General features: G+C 44.3%; 27 protein-coding genes. 6 read left to right on the top strand and 21 right to left on the bottom strand.

Going from position 1 to position 19011, the window contains the following annotated elements; genetic code table 11:
* The first annotated feature begins 65 nt into the window (after positions 1-65).
* Positions 66-662 carry a class I SAM-dependent methyltransferase gene (locus QWZ13_RS07215; protein ID WP_290281161.1) on the top strand — a complete coding sequence of 199 codons (597 nt, stop codon included), beginning with the start codon at positions 66-68 and terminating at the stop codon, positions 660-662.
* On the opposite strand, the gene QWZ13_RS07210 is transcribed toward QWZ13_RS07215, so the two are convergent.
* Complete coding sequence (locus QWZ13_RS07210; protein ID WP_290283305.1) at positions 659-1546, bottom strand: LysR substrate-binding domain-containing protein; 888 nt, start codon at positions 1544-1546, stop codon at positions 659-661. The two genes, QWZ13_RS07215 and QWZ13_RS07210, sit on opposite strands and share 4 nt — an antisense overlap.
* Positions 1547-1712: 166 nt before the next feature.
* Here QWZ13_RS07210 and QWZ13_RS07205 point away from each other — a divergent pair, with 166 nt between their 5' ends.
* Positions 1713-1949, top strand: coding sequence for a DUF1127 domain-containing protein (locus QWZ13_RS07205; protein ID WP_216001138.1), 237 nt, complete (start codon positions 1713-1715; stop codon positions 1947-1949).
* Positions 1950-1971: 22 nt separating this feature from the next.
* Here the strand turns inward: QWZ13_RS07205 and QWZ13_RS07200 are convergent, their stop codons facing one another.
* The 7 genes from QWZ13_RS07200 to QWZ13_RS07170 all read right to left on the bottom strand — a co-directional run bounded on the left by QWZ13_RS07200 (position 1972) and on the right by QWZ13_RS07170 (position 7232).
* On the bottom strand, positions 1972-2451 hold the full coding sequence (locus QWZ13_RS07200) for a GNAT family N-acetyltransferase (protein ID WP_290283304.1): 480 nt from the start codon (positions 2449-2451) through the stop codon (positions 1972-1974).
* Positions 2452-2468: 17 nt separating this feature from the next.
* Entirely contained in the window at positions 2469-3077 is a 609-nt protein-coding gene (locus QWZ13_RS07195) for a fumarylacetoacetate hydrolase family protein (RefSeq protein WP_290281160.1), read from the bottom strand.
* Between the two features lie 64 nt (positions 3078-3141).
* Positions 3142-4131, bottom strand: coding sequence for an RluA family pseudouridine synthase (locus tag QWZ13_RS07190; RefSeq protein ID WP_290281159.1), 990 nt, complete (start codon positions 4129-4131; stop codon positions 3142-3144).
* Positions 4089-4664 (bottom strand): DNA-3-methyladenine glycosylase I, encoded by a 576-nt coding sequence (locus tag QWZ13_RS07185; RefSeq protein ID WP_290281158.1) that lies wholly within the window; start codon positions 4662-4664, stop codon positions 4089-4091. The genes QWZ13_RS07190 and QWZ13_RS07185 overlap by 43 nt, the downstream gene beginning before the upstream one ends.
* Positions 4665-4675: 11 nt before the next feature.
* The gene (gene proB, locus QWZ13_RS07180) at positions 4676-5806 is read right to left on the bottom strand and encodes a glutamate 5-kinase (RefSeq protein WP_290281157.1); all 1131 of its coding nucleotides are present in this window, start codon (positions 5804-5806) and stop codon (positions 4676-4678) included.
* 20 nt (positions 5807-5826) lie between these two features.
* Positions 5827-7023, bottom strand: a complete 1197-nt coding sequence (gene cgtA, locus QWZ13_RS07175) for an Obg family GTPase CgtA (protein ID WP_290283303.1) — start codon at positions 7021-7023, stop codon at positions 5827-5829.
* A gap of 14 nt (positions 7024-7037) precedes the next feature.
* Positions 7038-7232, bottom strand: coding sequence for a hypothetical protein (locus tag QWZ13_RS07170; protein WP_290281156.1), 195 nt, complete (start codon positions 7230-7232; stop codon positions 7038-7040).
* 30 nt (positions 7233-7262) lie between these two features.
* On the opposite strand from QWZ13_RS07170, the gene QWZ13_RS07165 reads away from it, so the two are divergent.
* Complete coding sequence (locus tag QWZ13_RS07165; RefSeq protein WP_290281155.1) at positions 7263-7418, top strand: hypothetical protein; 156 nt, start codon at positions 7263-7265, stop codon at positions 7416-7418.
* Here the strand turns inward: QWZ13_RS07165 and rpmA are convergent.
* The 3 genes from rpmA to QWZ13_RS07150 are packed head-to-tail and all read right to left on the bottom strand — an operon-like array spanning position 7415 to position 8191.
* Positions 7415-7669: a 50S ribosomal protein L27 gene (rpmA, locus tag QWZ13_RS07160; protein WP_216001145.1), complete on the bottom strand. Its 255-nt coding sequence runs from the start codon at positions 7667-7669 to the stop codon at positions 7415-7417. The two genes, QWZ13_RS07165 and rpmA, sit on opposite strands and share 4 nt — an antisense overlap.
* 12 nt (positions 7670-7681) lie before the next feature.
* Positions 7682-7993, bottom strand: coding sequence for a 50S ribosomal protein L21 (gene rplU / locus QWZ13_RS07155; protein WP_216001146.1), 312 nt, complete (start codon positions 7991-7993; stop codon positions 7682-7684).
* Between the two features lie 57 nt (positions 7994-8050).
* On the bottom strand, positions 8051-8191 hold the full coding sequence (locus QWZ13_RS07150; protein ID WP_290281154.1) for a hypothetical protein: 141 nt from the start codon (positions 8189-8191) through the stop codon (positions 8051-8053).
* A gap of 37 nt (positions 8192-8228) precedes the next feature.
* Between QWZ13_RS07150 and QWZ13_RS07145 the strand changes: the two genes are divergently transcribed.
* Positions 8229-9197, top strand: a complete 969-nt coding sequence (locus QWZ13_RS07145) for a polyprenyl synthetase family protein (protein WP_290281153.1) — start codon at positions 8229-8231, stop codon at positions 9195-9197.
* A gap of 11 nt (positions 9198-9208) precedes the next feature.
* Here QWZ13_RS07145 and QWZ13_RS07140 read toward each other — a convergent pair whose 3' ends face one another.
* The 4 genes from QWZ13_RS07140 to QWZ13_RS07125 all read right to left on the bottom strand — a co-directional run bounded on the left by QWZ13_RS07140 (position 9209) and on the right by QWZ13_RS07125 (position 11896).
* A complete protein-coding gene (locus QWZ13_RS07140) occupies positions 9209-9877 on the bottom strand; it encodes a flagellar brake protein (protein WP_290281152.1) in 669 nt (222 codons plus the stop codon).
* Between the two features lie 69 nt (positions 9878-9946).
* On the bottom strand, positions 9947-10843 hold the full coding sequence (locus QWZ13_RS07135) for a sugar nucleotide-binding protein (protein ID WP_290281151.1): 897 nt from the start codon (positions 10841-10843) through the stop codon (positions 9947-9949).
* Positions 10844-10863: 20 nt separating this feature from the next.
* Entirely contained in the window at positions 10864-11238 is a 375-nt protein-coding gene (locus QWZ13_RS07130) for a SirB2 family protein (protein ID WP_290281150.1), read from the bottom strand.
* A 19-nt stretch (positions 11239-11257) separates the two neighbouring features.
* Positions 11258-11896, bottom strand: coding sequence for a pentapeptide repeat-containing protein (locus QWZ13_RS07125; protein WP_290281149.1), 639 nt, complete (start codon positions 11894-11896; stop codon positions 11258-11260).
* 276 nt (positions 11897-12172) lie between these two features.
* On the opposite strand from QWZ13_RS07125, the gene QWZ13_RS07120 reads away from it, so the two are divergent.
* Together QWZ13_RS07120 and QWZ13_RS07115 are read left to right on the top strand one after the other, a co-directional pair.
* Positions 12173-12424 carry a hypothetical protein gene (locus tag QWZ13_RS07120; protein WP_290281148.1) on the top strand — a complete coding sequence of 84 codons (252 nt, stop codon included), beginning with the start codon at positions 12173-12175 and terminating at the stop codon, positions 12422-12424.
* A 62-nt stretch (positions 12425-12486) separates the two neighbouring features.
* Positions 12487-12882 (top strand): c-type cytochrome, encoded by a 396-nt coding sequence (locus QWZ13_RS07115; RefSeq protein ID WP_290281147.1) that lies wholly within the window; start codon positions 12487-12489, stop codon positions 12880-12882.
* A gap of 107 nt (positions 12883-12989) precedes the next feature.
* Here the strand turns inward: QWZ13_RS07115 and QWZ13_RS07110 are convergent, their stop codons facing one another.
* The 6 genes from QWZ13_RS07110 to QWZ13_RS07085 all read right to left on the bottom strand — a co-directional run bounded on the left by QWZ13_RS07110 (position 12990) and on the right by QWZ13_RS07085 (position 18979).
* On the bottom strand, positions 12990-13997 hold the full coding sequence (locus QWZ13_RS07110; protein WP_290281146.1) for a substrate-binding domain-containing protein: 1008 nt from the start codon (positions 13995-13997) through the stop codon (positions 12990-12992).
* 123 nt (positions 13998-14120) lie between these two features.
* Entirely contained in the window at positions 14121-14759 is a 639-nt protein-coding gene (locus tag QWZ13_RS07105) for a bifunctional 4-hydroxy-2-oxoglutarate aldolase/2-dehydro-3-deoxy-phosphogluconate aldolase (RefSeq protein WP_290281145.1), read from the bottom strand.
* Positions 14756-16567, bottom strand: a complete 1812-nt coding sequence (edd, locus tag QWZ13_RS07100; protein ID WP_290281144.1) for a phosphogluconate dehydratase — start codon at positions 16565-16567, stop codon at positions 14756-14758. Before edd ends, QWZ13_RS07105 begins: the two co-directional genes overlap by 4 nt.
* A complete protein-coding gene (locus tag QWZ13_RS07095) occupies positions 16564-17112 on the bottom strand; it encodes a gluconokinase (protein WP_290281143.1) in 549 nt (182 codons plus the stop codon). The genes edd and QWZ13_RS07095 overlap by 4 nt, the downstream gene beginning before the upstream one ends.
* A gap of 2 nt (positions 17113-17114) precedes the next feature.
* A complete protein-coding gene (locus tag QWZ13_RS07090) occupies positions 17115-18437 on the bottom strand; it encodes a TRAP transporter large permease (RefSeq protein WP_290281142.1) in 1323 nt (440 codons plus the stop codon).
* The gene (locus QWZ13_RS07085) at positions 18437-18979 is read right to left on the bottom strand and encodes a TRAP transporter small permease subunit (protein ID WP_290281141.1); all 543 of its coding nucleotides are present in this window, start codon (positions 18977-18979) and stop codon (positions 18437-18439) included. Before QWZ13_RS07085 ends, QWZ13_RS07090 begins: the two co-directional genes overlap by 1 nt.
* Positions 18980-19011: the final 32 nt, after the last annotated feature.

Raw genomic sequence — 19011 nt, 5'->3', positions numbered from 1 at the left:
AAACCTTTAAATTAGTTCAACTACTTAAATATTCTTTCCCACCTGAACATTAGTGATAAAAGCTCATGAATCAACAAAGTGACAGCTGGACACCTTACTACCAAAAAACATTAGAAAAACCACACCATCCACGAACAGAAAAAGCATTAGGTTATGCAGAAACCAACGCCAGACGGGCCATAGATTGTGGTTGTGGTACAGGCGCTGATACTTATTTTTTAGCGAGCCAAGGCTTTGAGGTACTCGCCTTTGACAATACTGAAGAAGCCATTGAGCTTTGCATTAAAAGATTTAAACACCAGCCAAATGTAAGGATCTCACAAGCAAGCTTTGAATCATTCGACTTTCCCCCAACCGACTTGGTAATAGCGAATGCCAGCTTATTTTTTGCTGACCCTCAATGTTTTAAACAAACCTGGCAAAAAATAGAGAATAGCTTGCTTCCTGGCGGTGTGTTTACAGGAGATTTTATGGGGCCTAACGATAGCTGGGCTGATGGTATGTTTGCGCGCACTTGCCCTTTGACAAAAACCGAAGTCTTAGCCTTATTCAAACAATTTGAGGTGCTCGAGTTTAACGAGCGAGATGAAACCGGTCAGACGGTCGCGGGTATTCAAAAGCAATGGCACACCTACTCGGTTATTGCTAAAAAATTAGCCTAGCAGCTGCTCGTTGTTGGCTTAATTTCAGAGTACACCAGCCTATTTCCTTCGGGCATTGGATGGTCTTCAAGAAATTGCTCAGCTTCATCTTTAATCCATTTAACGAACCGTTGTACTTTATCACGCTTATAGTAAGGCTCTGGTGCGCACAAAAAGTAATGAAACGCTGACTCTACTTCAACATCACCAAGTTGTACCAATAAACCCTGTTTTATATATTTTGCCGCCACACTGTGGCGTACCAGTGCTACGCCTTGCACAGCTAACGCACCTTCTAACACTAGATGAACACCGCTGTAAGAGAGCGACGGCTTTACTCGACTGGAAGAGACTCCGGCCAACTCTAGCCAATAGTGCCAATTCATATCTGGTCGAGCATCTTCAATTAGGTCGTACTTAGCCACATCGCTCAAGGTTTCAATAGGGTGCGATTCCAAATATAACGGGTGGCACACAGGATACAGACGATCTCTTAACAAGAGTTCACTGTGTAATCCTTGGTAGTTACCTAAACCGAAGCGAATGCATAAATCAATCGGCTCACTCCTAAAATCAACCAAACCATCGAGCGGCATCGTTAGAATGGATAAATCGGGCGCTACTTTTGAAAACTTACCTAGCCTAGGCACTAACCACTGTTGCGCAAAGGAAGGTAATGTCGAAATAGCCAGTTTACTAGGGTCAGGGTCTTGCCCTAATTGATTCAAGCCGTCTTGGATAGCGTTAAAGCTTGTCTGTACATAAGGCAGTAACTGACGGCCGGCCTCCGTTAAACTAACTTGCCTGTGATTTCGTTCAAAAAGCTTCACGTCGAGCTTGTCTTCAAGAATTCGTATTTGCTGGCTCATGGCAGCAGGTGTAATGAACAGTCGTTCAGCCGCCAATTTGAAGCTGCCAGCTTCGGCCGCTGTGTAAAAATAAAACAGCCCTTGAAGGGGTAAGTGGTTCACTTAAGAAATCCTTAACCAAGTGTCAATTTTCATCGTTTGTCAAAATTGCGCATTGCGCTTAGATTAGCAGAGTAACATTAACAACCGCAAGGACATAACCATGACTACTCAAGACCAAGTTAGATTCATCACAGCTAAGCACGCTGGCTACCGTTTGGACTTAAGCTTTTTAAATTCAATTAAGCAGGGCTTTTTTCAACTAAAGAAGGCCTACAATGACAAACGCACCTATAAAAACATGTCAACACTGCCAGATTACATATTGAAAGATATTGGCATTACGCGTGAAGATATTCAGGCTAAATTAGAAAACCCTGTATGGGAGCCAAGAAAGTGAGCCTAACTTAATGGCCATTGATTCAAATGAGTGAGACTTCCATTTGATACAGTGGCCATTTTGCCCCATCAAATAGCTTGAATTTAGGGTCTCGATCGACAATACAAAAGCCCAATCCGCGATAGCATTGAAACGCTTTTACATTCGATTGAAACACCGCCAAAGAAACCGTTTCAATATTTCTACTGAACCGAATACGCTCAAGCGCTAAACGCACCAGTTGCTTACCATATCCTAGGCCTTGCGCCTCGGGCGCTATTGCTACCCGACACAGTCGCGCTTCTGTTGCAGATATCTGCTTAATTTCGATAAAGCCGAGCATTTTGTTTGAGTCTTCCATTACGAAGAAGTTTAAATCAGGCTGATTTGACCGCTCTAAAATTGCGTCTATTGCCAGAGGCCAACCAAAAACACGACCACCCCACAATAAAGTAGTTTCTTTGGAGCGAAACCAAGAAGCAAGCGTTAGTGCATGTTCTGCATGAAATTCTATAAACTTCATCAAATGTTATTCACGCGTTATTTAACCAGCCATGCTTGTGAAAGCAGCTTTTGACCATGGTGCAATAGATCGGCACTAAAGTGATCACCCTGTTTTAACAAGCCAACACCCTTTGGTGTACCTGTCATGATGATATCGCCATCAGATAAACTCATAAACTGGCTAACCTCACTTAATATTTGGCTAGGCTTGTACATCATTAAATCGACATCGCCGACCTGAATGATCTGATCATTAATTTTTAGGTGAAAGCTCATGCTCTCAACACCGTTGGGCAATTCAACAAACTGGCTAAAAACCACTGAGCGATCGAAAGCTTTTGCCCGCTCCCAAGGTAAACCTTTACTTTTTAGCTTGCTCTGAAGATCTCGCTTCGTTAAATCGAATCCGATACCAACGCCTTTAAATTGATTATTTTCAATTAAAAAACACAGCTCTGTCTCGTAATGTACCTGATCACCTTCAGAATGTAGATCGGCGCTGATCGCAGAATTAGGCTTTAAAAATACCACCATTTCATCGGGCGTTTCATTGCCGAGCTCTTGAATGTGCTCAACATAATTACGACCGATACAGATGATTTTAGACGGTTGGATAGATTGCTCATTAAAAGTAACGCTATTCATGGTTTATGTCCTTTAACATAATCACTTTCACTCCTCGATGTTTCAGAGTGGTTATTCTGTCCTATTACAATCGGCACTTGGAGACAAAGGTTTGCCAAGTAGCCGAGAAATTTTCATCCATCACCGTAATGGGTTCGACCCCTTCTTCCAACTGCAACTGGACTTTATAAGCACTGAGTAAATGATGGTTTGTTTGTATCATGTTTTCATCTTGCTCAGTCAACTGGTTTTCAATACGTTTGAGGTAGTATTGGCCATCATGAGCGTATATTTTATCGCCCACAATAGGATGGCCTAAATGAGCTAGGTGCGCGCGAATCTGATGTTTTCGGCCAGTGAGCAGCTGGCATTCAATCAAGCTATAACCTTCGAATGTCTGCAACACCTTAAATGAAGTTTTACTAGCTTTGCCTTTCTGGCCAGAGTCGCAAACATGCATTTGGCAACGAATAGGGCTATCAGCGCGAGTGCTTAACTCACATTCAAGCACGGTTGAATCCCATTTCGGGTTTCCATAGACAATCGCGTGGTAAGTCTTTTCTGCCATCAAACTGCTGAGCTTTGGCTGCCATTTAGAAGCCCACTCCTTTGTTTTAGCCAACAGCACGATGCCAGATGTTTCCAAATCTAACCGATGCAATAAATGGGCATCTGGCCAATCACTTTCACGCCGTACTAATTGCACTAAGGTATTGTAAATATTGCGGGTGGTGCGGCTAACGGGTAGGTTTGCGGGTTTGTGAACGGCAATAATTTCATCGCCTTCCCACAATAAATGCCAATCAGTATTTACTTCGGGCTCATGGTAGTTATTTAATCGATAGCAAAGCTCATCATTCACCGTGAGTAAATCTTCTAGCTTGGCAGGCTGTAAATTTACCTTAAGGCTTGAATAATCAAGCATAGCCAGTAAGGTTTCTGTTTCTCGAAAAGGAAAGCAATCTAAAATGCTTTGCTGAACGGTTATTCCGGAAAATTTATGGGGCACCACATAGCGGAACTCGGCCGCCATTATGCTCTCGCTAGGGCTTTGCATTCTTGGTAAACATGGCAATCCGTTAGGTGGTCGTTAATAATGCCAACGGCCTGCATAAATGCATAACAAATAGTTGGGCCGACAAAATTAAACCCATGCTTTTTCAACGCTTTCGACATAGCTTGGCTTTCTTTCGATTCTGTTGGGTAGTCACTCATATCTTTGAGCGCGTTATCGATTGTTTTTCCACCGGTAAAACTCCAGATAAACTCGTTAAATGGCTGCCCTGCTGCTTCCATTGCTAAGTAAGCGCGGGCGTTACGGCGCAACGATTCTATTTTGAGTTTATTGCGAACAATGCCAGCGTTGTGCATTTGTTCGGCAAGGTCTTCATCGGTCATCGCGGCCATTTTTACGGGATCAAAATTAAAAAATGCCGCTTCGTAATTCGCTTGCTTGCGTAAAATAGTTATCCAGCTGAGTCCAGCTTGCTGACCATCGAGGCATAGCTTTTTAAACAGTTCTTGGCTGTCGTATTCTGCTCGACCCCATACGGTGTCATGATAGTTTTGATATTGTTCGTCTTCGCCACACCATGCACACCGTTTCATTTTTTTTGCTCCTAAAGCAATACGAGGTTATCTCGATGAATCAATTCAGGCTCGTTCAAATAACCCAAAATGCTGTCTATTTCAGACGTCGGTTTACCCATGATTTTAAAAGCTTCATCGACATCGTAATTAACCAATCCACGAGCTAACGTATTACCCTTGCTGTCGAGAATGGCAACGCATTCACCACGATGAAATTGACCTTTGATATTGTTAACACCCACGGCAAGTAAACTTTTACCTTTTTCAAGCAAGGCGTTTACAGCGCCATCATCGAGGGTTATTTCACCTTTAGTTTGCAAGTGGCCGGCTAACCATTGTTTACGCGCGGCTATTGGCTCTAGTTCAGGGGATAAGTGAGTACCTACTTGCTCGCCCAATCTTAATCTTGTTAAGACATTCTCGATACGGCCCCCAGCAATTACAGTGACAGCACCTGAGCGCGCGGCCAGTTGAGCCGCTCTTACTTTAGTGGCCATGCCACCACGGCCTAACTTGCCACCATCGCCAGCGACGGCGACTAACTTGGCGTCGGTTGCTGTGGCTTGCTCTATTAATTTAGCTTCGGGGTTGCTTCGTGGGTCGGCATCGTAAAGGCCGTCTTGATCGGTCAATAATATGAGAGCATCGGCTTCCACTAGGTTTGTTACGAGCGCACCGAGTGTATCGTTATCACCGAACTTTATTTCATCGGTCACGACGGTGTCGTTCTCATTCACAATAGGAATGACAGGCAAATCAAGTAATGCTCGCAAGGTATTTCGAGCATTTAAATAGCGTTTTCGGTCGGAGAGGTCTTCATGGGTTAACAGAATTTGCGCTGTGTGCAGGTCGTGGCGCGCAAATGCATTCTCGTAAGTTTGCACTAACTTCGTTTGCCCGACTGCGGCCGCCGCTTGTAATTGCTCCATTGAATTAGGGCGTTCTTGCCACCCTAATCTCGACATACCGGCCGCAACTGCTCCAGAAGACACCAGTACTATTTCGATGCCTTGCTGCTTGAGTGCAGCCATCTGCTCGGTCCATTGCGCAATTCGCGCTAAATCGAGCCCTTTACCATCGTTGGTAAGCAGTGCTGAGCCAATTTTAACAACCCAGCGCGTTCCTTTTGTCAGTCTGGCTTTAGCGTTTCCCGCCACCACTGTCTTTCCTTTTTATAAATTTATGGGGTATAGACTAACTCAACATCGTGGTCGTCGTCATCTTCATCATCGTCGTCTTCGGCTTTTGCTAGCTTATCTTTACGACGCTTATTAGACAGCATTTCAATTCGTTCTCGTGCTTCTTCTTCAACTTGCGCTCGCTGCTCTTCGTCTTCTTCTGCAAGCTCAGGATCGTTAGCCAGTTGCTCACGACGCTCTTCAAGCCAAACCATTAAATCGCTAGCAAGCTGCTTAGTACCTTCACCCGATATTGCCGAGATTTGATACACAGGGCCTTCCCAGTTTAGTGCTTCGATGACTGAGTCAACGCGAGCTTGCTGTTCATCGGCCGGCACCATGTCCATTTTGTTCAGCACTAACCATCGTTCACGCTGCGCAAGCGTTGGGCTAAAGGCTTCTAGCTCATTAGCAATGGCTAAGGCGTTGTTGGCGGGTGTAGATTCATCGAACGGGAACATATCAACAACATGCAAAAGCACGCGAGTTCTTACTAAGTGCTTTAAGAACCGTATACCTAAGCCAGCACCTTCAGAAGCCCCTTCGATAAGACCAGGAATATCGGCCATGACGAATGAGCGCAATGCATCAACACGCACTACCCCAAGGTTTGGAATCATGGTAGTAAATGGGTAGTCAGCGACTTTAGGTTTCGCTGAGCTGACGCTACGAATTAAAGTCGATTTACCGGCATTCGGTAAACCTAACAAACCAACATCGGCCAATACTTTCAATTCGAATTTAATGTTTCGACTCTCGCCTTCTTTGCCTGGCGTTGATTGACGAGGAGCCCGGTTAGTACTCGATTTAAAACGCGTATTACCAATACCGCGAGCGCCGCCTTCGGCAACCATAAACTTTTCGCCGGCTGTTTTTAAATCGACCAACACTTCGTCAGTATCGACATCAATCACGGTTGTACCCACGGGTACAACTAAGGTAACGTCTTCGCCTTTTCGGCCAGTCATATCAGAACCCATGCCCTGCTGGCCATTTTCGGCTTTATAGCGACGCACAAATCGATAATCGATTAACGTATTAACGTTCTCATCGGCCACAACCCAAACATTGCCACCAAAACCGCCATCTCCACCATCAGGCCCGCCTTTCGCGATGTATTTTTCGCGACGGAAACTAACGCAGCCCTTTCCGCCTTTACCGGCTTCAACTGCAATGGTGGCTTCATCTACAAATTTCATGATCTTTATCTCTTTTACGGTTTGGTTTGACAGCTTTTCGTGGCTGACCCGAGCGTTGCGTAATCCATTGATAAGGACGCCGTAAACCCATCCATGGGGGCTTGGATGCGACATCCATGTCGCAAACACCTTACCAATGAATCACACAACACTCTAAATACAGTAGTGCTTTCGATACAATTTAGTTGATATAACTGTATGAAAAGCACGATAACTTATAAATATAGAGCATCTGCTGCATGGATGCAGCAGCTGAGCCCCCATGGATGGGTTCACGGCGCCTCTATATTTATAAGTTATTGTGCTTTGCCTTTAACCACAGGCGTAAAAAACCAGAGTTAAAACGCAAAAAGCCCCGCACGCGGCGAGGCTTTCAATGTTGTTTCGCTAATTAAGCGACGATGTTTACAAACTTACGATTGCTTGAACCTTTAACAACAAATTCTACCTTACCGTCTGCTTTCGCAAACAAGGTGTGGTCTTTACCACAACCTACGTTGTCACCTGCGTGGAAACGAGTACCACGTTGACGAACGATAATTGAACCTGCGCTTACAGATTCGCCACCAAAGGCCTTTACACCAAGTCGTTTACTGACCGAGTCACGACCGTTTCTAGTACTACCACCAGCTTTCTTATGAGCCATGAGAAATCTCCGTTATGCCTTGATACCAGTAATTTTAACTTCAGTGAACCACTGACGGTGGCCCATTTGCTTCATGTGGTGCTTACGACGCTTGAACTTCATGATCTTCACTTTCTTGTGACGACCTTGAGCGATAATTTCAGCAGTCACTTTAGCGCCTTTAACAACAGGCTGGCCTAAGCTTACCTTGTCGCCATCTGCAACTAATAGCACTTTTTCGAAATCGAACGTTGAGCCCGTTTCCGCTTCAATTTTTTCTAGCTTGACCGTTTGGCCTTCTGCTACGCGGTATTGCTTACCGCCAGATACGATTACAGCGTACATCTTTATTCTCCAAAGATTTTAATTACCCCAATCTCACTCTGTCATTACTACCTGTTTCTAAAGGCGACGCCACGCTGTTGGGCACCCTATGGCAGGGAATGAGTCAAACTGATTGGGCGGCGTATAATACGGAGTTATCCCACTACTTGCAAGCCGTTTTTTAGCAAGCTTGACAGCGCGCGCGCGCCTCCCTAGCATCGCGCATTATTAGCCTTTAAATAGAATTTAAACTCACATGGATCATAAAGAAATTCACGCTGTCATTGCCGGCGACTTTAGTGCAGTAAACGACACCATACACCAACAGTTAGTTTCTAATGTTCCCATGGTTGAGAAGATTGCAGACCACATTATATCCAGTGGCGGCAAGCGCTTACGGCCGACAATTGTGCTGCTGGCGGCGGGCTTAACTAATAGCCAAGGCACTCAGCAACACCAATTAGCCACCGTAATTGAATTTCTACATACCGCTACCTTGTTACATGATGATGTAGTGGACACCTCTGATATGCGCCGAGGCAAACCTACCGCCAATGCCCAATGGGGCAATGCAGCCAGTGTTTTGGTGGGTGATTTTCTTTATGCCCGCGCATTTGAACTGTTAGTTAAAATTGGCCAACTGGGCGTGATGGATACGTTAGCTGCGACTACCCGCAAAATAGCCGAAGGTGAAGTACTGCAGCTGACCAATGTGCGCAATCCAGATGCCAGTGAGGCGCAGTATCTCGAAGTCATTAAGGGTAAAACGGCCATCTTGTTTCAAGCATGCGGTGAATGCGCTGGACTCATTGCCGACTCACCGAAAGACCAAACTACTGCCCTAGCCAATTACGGGTTGCATTTAGGGTTAGCTTTTCAGCTTATTGATGATGTTCTGGATTATTCTGGTGAAGCCGAAAAGCTCGGAAAAAACGTGGGCGACGACCTAGCTGAAGGCAAACCGACCCTGCCCACTATTCATGCGATGGCAAACTGCAGTGAAGATGAACGCCAACTCATCCGCAGCTGTATTCGTAAGGGCAGTTTAGACCAACTGAATGAGGTCATGTCCATTATGAATCGCTGCGGTTCTCTCGAATATACAATTGCCAAAGCCGAACACCATGCAGAACAAGCTAAACTAGCTTTAGATGCTTTTCCGGAGTCAGATTACAAGCAGGCAATGAAGGCACTGGCCGCGTTATCGGTTAAGCGAGACTTTTAAGCAGCGGTTAATTATCGACCTGCTCCATTGGCAATCTGACTGTTCACGAAAGCTTGCAGGGCTAAAAAATCGATATCGGAAACATACTTAAACTCAATTCCATAAGCGGCGGTTGAGTTTGCTACTTCAAATTTATTCAACTCCGCTCGTATAGTCGCTTCGATAGAGATTAATCGCGTCACATGCCCCACCACTACTTTTCCGCTAATTAAAATCACGTCACCAATAGCACCAACTGGCTCAAGGCATTCTAGTTTAGCTCCGGTTGTCGATAAATCCACCACGGCCCCAGCGCCGCGCTGCCAGTCGACATCGGTTTGATTGACCACTGAAACCTTCAAATTTGCTACAACGCGCTCAGATTTTCGAACGGTACCCACCTCAACCTGGCGAGGCCAGCCCAAGTGAATATAGTGAATAGGGGTAGTACACAAATGCACAACTTGCGCACTGAACGCACAAGCAACCTTATGAGAAAAGAATCGACACACCACGGTTTGATCTTTCCGCAGCAAGAGTGGACGGTTTTCTCCCAGCATGGGTGTAGTTACCAGCACCGAACGATCAGACACATAGCCGATAAGAGTACCTAAATAACGCTTTTCGTCTACGTCGGGCAGCTCGATATTAATATTTAAGCCAGCAGCAAGGCGCAGCTTCGATAAATCATGGGTCGCCATTAAGCTCGCTTTCCTATAAAACAGTGGATGATCTACTATAGATCGGGTTATTTCTTAAAATCTTTAGGTTTAATCACCCATTGGTTCATTTAAAGCGCTATCACTGGTGAATTTTTTCTTAATACACTCTGATAAGCCACGACGCCAAGGGTGTTGTTTAATGCCAAATGTCGACAGTATCTTTAAGCAACTCAGCTCATAAGATTCCTCAACACCACCCTCTTCAGCGCTAACCTCTGTAACTGTCTCTACTTTCACATCCGTTAACGCCTTAATGCCGTTGATGGCCGCTTTTGAAAAGGTATACATACTGCAAACATCGCTGTCGACATAATGATACACACCCCATAAATCGGGCTCAGAACCACAATCGATTTGCTCAGCCATTGCAACAATGGCCTTAGCTACACTTGAAGCACCCGTTGGGCAAGCTTTCATGACGCCAGAAACCCGCAGCTCAGTTTCATTGACGGCCGCATTACACAGCCGTGTCAGGTAATTATCACCTTCGCTGTCGAACAGCCAACTGGTGCGCAAAATTACCGTAGATGCACACCGTTGAACCGCCTTATGCTCGCAACTTAACAGCAATTGACCGATCTCTGTCACCGGGTGAGTCGCGTCGGATTCTTTATAGGCAGACTTTTTCTGCCCATCAAATACACTGGCACTAGACAACTGAAACAAAACCCTATCGTTTGCCTGACAAAAGGCTGCCAACTTTTCAGTAACGGAAAGCAATAAAGATTCGTTTAACGGGCGACCAGAAGGGCATTCAACGGGCAACGCATTCACAAAATAGGTCTCTTTAAAGCGATCACCTAAATCTAATGCGCCAGCCAGATCATCGCTATTGATCACAGAAAAAGGAATTTCTCGTTCTGTAAAGTACGTTGCAAGCGCTTGGCCGACCTGAGACTCGGGGCCTAAAATGCAAAACTGTAAACTGGGCGAATGCTTTATCACATTCAACTCCTCTATTTATTTTAAAGTGCCAACCAAGCGCTAGGGTTTTGTGTGACCGCCACGCCAACGATATATCCGAATATCAATATGGCTGCTATGGCAAACAGACCGCGTGATTTAGGTGTTTTACCACGTTTAATCGCGAAAGTACCGACAATAATATACGCGACTAAAGCGACTACTTTAACCCATATCCATCCCGTCGAAAGTGGCCAAAAACTGGCTAAATAGAGCGCACAAACGAGTAAGACGGTATCAATAATGTGCGGACTTATTTTCACCCACTTTTGCTGCAACAACGGCGACTCTCGAACCGACCAAAATGCTCGGACGATAAAAAAGCTAATGCTGATCATTGCACTCAACATGTGCAAGTGTTTTATCATTAAATACATATCAAACCTTAGGTAGTCACTAATCTACTAACACAATATCAAGACTTTCTAATAAGTTCACCGCTTCTATTCGGCTGAAGATGGCTTTTTTTAGTTTGCAATTGTTAATATCAATATAATAGTGATCGGCATCGGTAAAGTTAGCGCCATTTAAATTCGAGCCATCGAACAAACAGCGAGACAAATCGGAACCACTAAAATTAGCTTCAGTGAAATCACCTTCACGAAAATCAACATCATTCGCTTTACAGTGCTCTACACACAACTCAGCTAAATACAGCCCAAAAAATGAGGAATCATTGATTACAGAGTGCTCAAATGCAACGGGTGAAGCAAGTTGAACGTTTGACCAAGCGGCTCTTGTCCAATCAACGCCAATGACTTTACTTTCTTTAAAGACGACGTCCATAAATCGACTGGCTTTTAGCTGCACAACACTTAAATTACAGCGAATAAACTCGCACTCGATAAACTTACAGTGATCAAAAACAGCGCTGCTAAAGTCGCACTCTTTAAAGGTACAGCCATCAAACTCAATATGGCTTAACGTTTCTCCACTGAGCGCCTCATCGACAAAGGTTTCAGAAAAATACTCTACCGTAGAACCTGTTAGATCAATCATGAGCGCTCCAGAGGTAACAAGACAATTGCGCCACATTGTACAGTAGGTTTTTAAACAATTGGCACATAAATGGGTAGATAATCCCCATTAAAAAACACTATTTTTCAACCTACTTGGCTGGTCACATTTTTTTCGGTAAATCACACAAACACTTTACATTACACTGCGGCTAGATTAAGTGGAATCCCTTCAACCAAGCAACAACTTCAGTTAATATCTTGGTGACTGAAAGGTAGAAAATTTATGCGAAAAGCCGGTTTGTTCTTGTTAATAGCTTTGCTCTCTTTCAACGCAACCGCGTTGAGCTTTAGCATGCCTGCAACAAGCAGCCCCGAAGCGCATCTGATGACAAAATACGCACATCACCTTCAATTAAATTGCCAAGATCAAACCAGCTGTGGTTTAGCGGATACGCATTGCTCGCAGTTTCAATCAGCCTGCCCTGTTGCTCAAGTAGCTTACTCAAGCCAATTACCTCGCTTTAAAAACAGCTCAACCCCCTATAACCGTAATCCTTTACCCGGTTTCAACAAACGCGCTAAACACCCTCCGAAAGCCTCCTAATAACAACCTTTTTACAAAACAAGTTTAAAACTTATAGGAAAATGCATGCCTGAGGAGGCACGATGAAATTTTTTTACACCCTAACTTTATTATTAGCAGCAACCGCCGTATTTGGCGACCACAACCAAGGCCATGTCGATGTAACTGTCGGTACACTTTCACCACGAGCCGCAGCAGGGCAACTTACCTTCAATGACAACTGCGCCGCCTGCCATGGCATTAACGGCCAAGGTACACTAATTGGACCACCATTAATCCATGATATATATAACTCAGGCCACCACCCCAATGAATCGTTCACTCGAGCGGTACTCAAAGGTGTGCGCCAACACCATTGGCAATACGGCAACATGCCGCCACAGCCTCATATTGGTTTTTCTAAAATAACGAACGTTGTCGCATTTATCCGAGAGGTACAGAAAAGCAATGGGATTGTTAAGAAAGAGCATAGTATGTAACTTTTAGCCAAGGCTAAATAATTAGAATACTAGCAAAGCATTTAAGTGTTTTAACTAGAGGTGACCGCAGTCGCTTTTTCAAAAAGCGACTGTTTAAAATACCCACCTTAAATAGTTTGCCCTTCCACTATAGAAAAATCTAAGTTAAATACCCGCTTGTTCATGCGCTTCCCATTGAGTCTATCAATCAGCTGTTCAGCAGCTATTCGACCAATATCCTCTCGAGGTGTATCGACTGTAGCAATTCTCGGCACAACCTCCTTTGCGAAGTTATGGTTATGGAAACCGGCTATGGCGAGCTCACTCGGTACATTTATCCCTTGTCGCTGACACTCAAACAGTGCACCGATAGCTAGATCATCATTCGTGCAAATAATGCCATCGATAGTGTCATATTGTAGCTGGGCATCTTTTAACAATTGCCCACCTAATGAAAAGGATGATGCCGCTTCAGTAGCGTGTACTTTTGGCGTCAAACCTGCATTGCACATGGCTAACTCATACCCTGCTATTTTTAGTTGAGTACGAACATCCATACGCGCGGCTAAATAGATAATATTCCGATAGCCTTTTTGGATCATCTTCTCAGTCATCGCTTGCGAGGCTTGTGCGTTGTCGTAGCCAATCGCTTGATGAATTGGCTTTGAAACACTGTCCATAATTTCTACCACGGGTATCCCCGCAACACGGATCATTTTCCTGACTTTCTCAGTATGTTGCGATTCAGACAGGATCAAACCATCGACATTATATGACAGTAGCGTGGTAATTCGATCTTCTTCTTTCAACTCACTGTAACCATAATGAGCTAGCATGGGTTGATAACCGTGTCGCTCTAAGACGACTTCTATTTCACGAATCACTTCGGAAAAGACTTGGTTTGTTAGCGAAGGAACAAGAACGCCAATAGAATAACTTTGCTTTTTAGACAATATTCCTGGCGCTTTATTTGGAATATAGCCAACTTTATCTAACGCAGAGGCTATTTTTGTACCCAACTCTTTTGATACCAATGATGGGTCTTTTAAATAACGACTGATCGTCATTTTAGTGGTGCCGACCTCATCAGCAACATTTTGTAGCGAAGGTCTGGGTTGCTTTTTAGAACCGTCCACTTACTAATCCTTGGCAATTTTGAGTCTTATTGAAAGCTTTTATCATTATTGTGAAACCTTTGAGGCTACCCACTAAGGGCAACCTACAAAGTCTAACAGATTTATTAAAGCTTTGGCTTGATATTAAGACGCAACTTTTTCTAGGGCACTTTTCGTCAGATCGGTAATTTCAGCCCATCGCTTCGCTTCAATTGCGGCTTCTGGCATGATCCAACTTCCACCAACACAGACTACGCTAGCCAATTCTAAATAATCATTCATATTAGCTTCTGAAATACCGCCCGTCGGACAAATTTTTACATCTTGAATAGGTGCAGTCAGCGCTTTTAACGCCTTTGCACCACCACTAGCTTCTGCTGGGAAGAACTTAAGATGGGTGTATCCCAATTCACGTGCCTGCATCATTTCGCTGGCACTAGAAACACCCGGAATAAGCGGTGCCGCTTGGCCAGAGGCATGTTTTAATAGATTAGACGTAAACCCAGGGCTAATGGCAAATTGCGCGCCACGGGCGACGACATCATCATATTGCTGCGTACTTAATACTGTACCAGCCCCTACAATAGCCTGTGGAAATGTTTTAGCTATTTTTTCAATGGCATCCAAAGCGGCTTCTGTGCGTAATGTTATTTCAAACACATTAATACCGCCATCGAGCAAGGCCTGTGCAAGAGGTATAGCAACAGCAAGATCCTTAATGACCATCACGGGTACAATAGGTGAAGCTTCAAATACAGCACTGACATTCTTTTGAGCGATCATGATACATCTCCATTAAAAAATATACTGGCGCCCTGATCTGCCGGGCTAACCGATTGTCTAAACAGTTGAAAATATTCGCGACCATAGCCACTTTCATAATTAGTCTTTGGTGGGGTTGCCGCAGAACGATCGCTAAGATCAGTGCCGCACTCAATGGTGCCCTTGATTGCGTCGATACTTACCAAATCGCCATCTTCAAGTAACGCGATTGCACCACCTTTTGCGGCTTCTGGCGTCACATGCAGTACGGCAGGAACCTTACCCGATGCACCCGATAATCTTCCGTCGGTGACTAACGCAACGCTATGCCCTTTGTTCATCAGATTGCTCATAATTGGCATGAGTTTATGCAGTTCTGGCATGCCGTTCATACATGGCCCGTTAAATCGAACAACAACGATATAGTTGCCGTTCAGAATGCCTTGTTCATAGGCTTCAACAACATCGTTTTGATCACTAAAAACTTTGACCTCGCCAGTCACCACAAGGTTGCTTGCTTCAATTGCTGATATCTTCATGACACCACGACCCAAATTGCCTTTTAGCAACTTTAAACCGCCTTTAAATTTGAACGGAGCGTCTGATGTTGCGATGACATTTGATTCGCTAATATCATCGAGCTCCCTAAAGACCAACTCACCTTCTGCGGATAGGCTAGGCGATTTTAGATAGTCGCTCATTGACCCATAAACCGGCTGAACATCCATATGCAATAAATTTAATGTATTGAGTTGGCTTAGTAGCCTCGGTGTACCGCCTTTGTGTTGAAAGGCGTTAATATCATCACTACCGTTGGGGTAAATACTGACTAACAATGGCACAACTTCTGACAATGCATCGATGTCTTCCCATGTTAAAATGAGGCCTGCAGCACGAGCGATAGCAATCATGTGAATGGTATGGTTTGTTGACCCTCCTGAAGATAGCAAAGCGACTAAACCGTTCACTAGGGTCTTCGCGGAAAACGTTTCTGCTAAAGGCCGATAGTTATCTGATCCACGCGATAAAGATGCAACGTGGCGGCTGATAAATTTAGTTAGTTCAAGTCTTAATTCATCATCTGGGTGTACAAATGCAGAACCTGGTAGCATTAAGCCCATGGCTTCAAATACCAATTGATTAGTATTTGCGGTGCCATAAAAAGTACAAGTTCCATGAGAATGGTAGGCTGAACATTCTGAAGCCAGCAAAGCTTCTTTGCCCACTTCACCACTTGCAAACTTTTGGCGTACCTGTGATTTTTGATCATTCGATATGCCACTGGCCATCGGTCCGGCGGGCACAAACGCCGTAGGTAAATGCCCAAAAGCCAGTGCGCCCATTAATTGGCCTGGTGCAATTTTGTCGCAAATCCCAAGCAATAAAGTGGCATCAAATATATTGTGACTCAACGAAACGGACGTCGCCATTGCGATGGTATCTCTGGAAAACAAAGACATTTCCATGCCCACCTGCCCCTGCGTGACACCGTCGCACATAGCAGGAACACCCCCTGCAACTTGCGCCGAGTGACCCTCACCAAAAAGAACTTTCTTAATAGTATCTGGGTAATCTTTATAAGGTTGATGTGCGCTTAACATATCATTGTAGGCCGTTACAATGGCCACATTGGAGCGCTGCTTATCTAATATTTTTTGCTTTTCTTGCTCTTCAAAAGGGGCAACAGCATGCGCTAAGTTTCCACAGCTCAATGCATCTCTATTTGGCTTTTGATTTGCCTGAATTCGTATTTTCTCTAGATACTCTTTACGGGTATTCTGGCTGCGATGCTCTATCTCATGAGTAACTTTTGCAACGATTGGATTCACAATGTCTCTCCTCGTTTAGCTGACGCACTGCCTGATAATGCCGCAAGTGCTGATTCAACAATACGTTCTATTGGCTGATCAATTGAGATTGCGATGGCTTCATCGGCATTCGGTTCAATCAATGTGTCGAACTGACTTTCTAATAGCTTTCGCCCTGCAAAATAATGGTTAACACGCTCTCGCATTCGCGACCATATAAGTTCAATGGAACCGTGCAGGTATATAAAAGTAACTTGTTGATTTCCCTCCTTTAGTAGGGATCGGTACATTGGTGTTAGTGCTGAACAGGCTAATACCAAACCATCTTTTTTTTGAATAACGCCATTAAGTGTCTGCAACCAAGCTAAGCGATCTTCATCGGTCAACGGTATGCCACGGCTCATTTTTTCGATACTTGATTCGGCGTGATAATGATCACCATCGACATACTCTACGCCCAGCCGTTTAGCGAGTTCAGCTGCAATCGCCGACTTGCCACAGCCAGAAACGCCCATTACAACAATCTTTAATGTTGTTGGTTTCAAAATATCAGTAAGGACCGTCATGTTTATTTCCACCACAGAGCAATTTCAGGAAATAAAATCACTAATGTCAGCGCTAGAATTTGCAAACAAATAAATGGAATGAGCGATACAAATATTTCACCCAATGATATGTCTTTTGGCGCAACCGATTTAAGATAAAAGGCAGCCGGACCAAATGGAGGCGATAAAAATGACACTTGCATGTTCAATGTAAATACCACACCGAACCAAATTGGGTCTAACCCTAAACCTGTAATGATGGGTACAAAAATAGGCATCGTCAGCAACGCCACGCCCACCCAATCTAAAAACATGCCAAGAATAAGTAGAATAACCATCATAATGAGGACTGTGCCCATTACGCTGCCATTACTCCAAGATAAAATCAGTGACTCTACAAAGTCGATGCCACCCATTAAGTTATAAACACCAACCAATGCGGTTGCACCAATACCTATCCAAATAATCATGCCGCAGGTACGCATGGTAGCTTGGGCACTTTCTTTAAGGACAGTCCAAGTAAGCTCTTTACGAATTGCAGCGCTAATGGCAATACCAACAACACCCAGCGCCGACGCTTCCGTTACCGAAGCGATACCACCATAAATACTACCCAATACCGCTGTAACCGTTAAAAATGGAAACAACAAAGCCCGAACGTAATTGACGTTTTTTAAATCGTCTTCACGCAGTTCTTCTGCCGATGGAATGGGCGCTTTAGCGGGGTTAAGTTTTGCGACGACCAGTACATAAATAATATAAAAACTCGCCAACATGAGAGCAGGTACAAAAGAGGCCTTAAATAAATCACCTATTGAGACGTTCGCTGTTAAGCCGTAAATAATAATGACAATGCTAGGCGGTAACATTGTTCCCAGAGCACCACCTGCGGCCGTTGTTCCTATGGCTAACTTGCGATCATAGCCTAAGCGCAGCATTTGCGGTAACGCAAGAATACCGAGTAAAACAGTTTCACCGCCAATAACACCTGACATAGATGCCAGCACAACGGCTACCAATAGTGTCTGAACAGCAACGCCACCGTTAAGTTTTCGACCCACTTTTTTCATCGCATCGAATAAATCTGTCGCGATACCAGACCTATCTAACAATGCCGCCATCATCACGAACATAGGGACGGCTAAAAATACATAGCTGCCAACAAAGCTAAATACACGGCTCGAAACAACACCCAAGGCATCTATTCCAAACCATCCAACCGCAGCAAAAACAGCAACAAGCCCAGTAACAAACGCCAACTGCATTCCAGTTAACAGTAATATAATCATCAGGCCAAGCATGATCAGACTGACCCAACCAATACCTAAGGCAGACAGCTCAAACATTATTTAGTACTCCGAAACGCTGCGATCTCTTGAACCAAATGCAGCAAGAATTGCAAAAACATGATCGAAAAAATTATAAGAATCCATAATTTAGTGAGTGCAGGAAACGCCGGATCCCAAGCCGAACCAGAGCTCTCTAACTTAAAGCCGCCCCATGGAGAGTACCAAGCCGCAGAAACCATATGAAAGGAGGCATAGACCATCAAACCACTAAATAACATCCCCATTAGGTGATGAAACACATTCAAAATTCGACGTGTTTTGCCAGAGACAATGTCGTAAATAAGCACTACACGAACGTGTCGATTTGTGGCCAGTGCATAGCTACCACCAAGTACAAACAACAAACCGCCAATAAAGGATGCAGATTCGTGAACCCACATGGTCGGCATGTTAAACACGTATCGCATTACAACTTCATAGAACGAGATTAGGACAGTCAGCAAGAACAAGAGGCTTGCCACATCGCCCAACCATTTCATGGCATGGTCTAAGAAGTTTTTAGGTTCATGTTCTTGTGTGTCAGACTCATGGGTCGACATAGTGAATCCTCTTGAGATTTAAAATTCAGGAG

It is taken from the genome of Reinekea marina, assembly GCF_030409715.1.
GTDB lineage: Bacteria > Pseudomonadota > Gammaproteobacteria > Pseudomonadales > Natronospirillaceae > Reinekea > Reinekea marina.
Note: the sequence above shows the minus strand (reverse complement) of the source record. Positions and strands in the feature narration are given on the sequence as shown.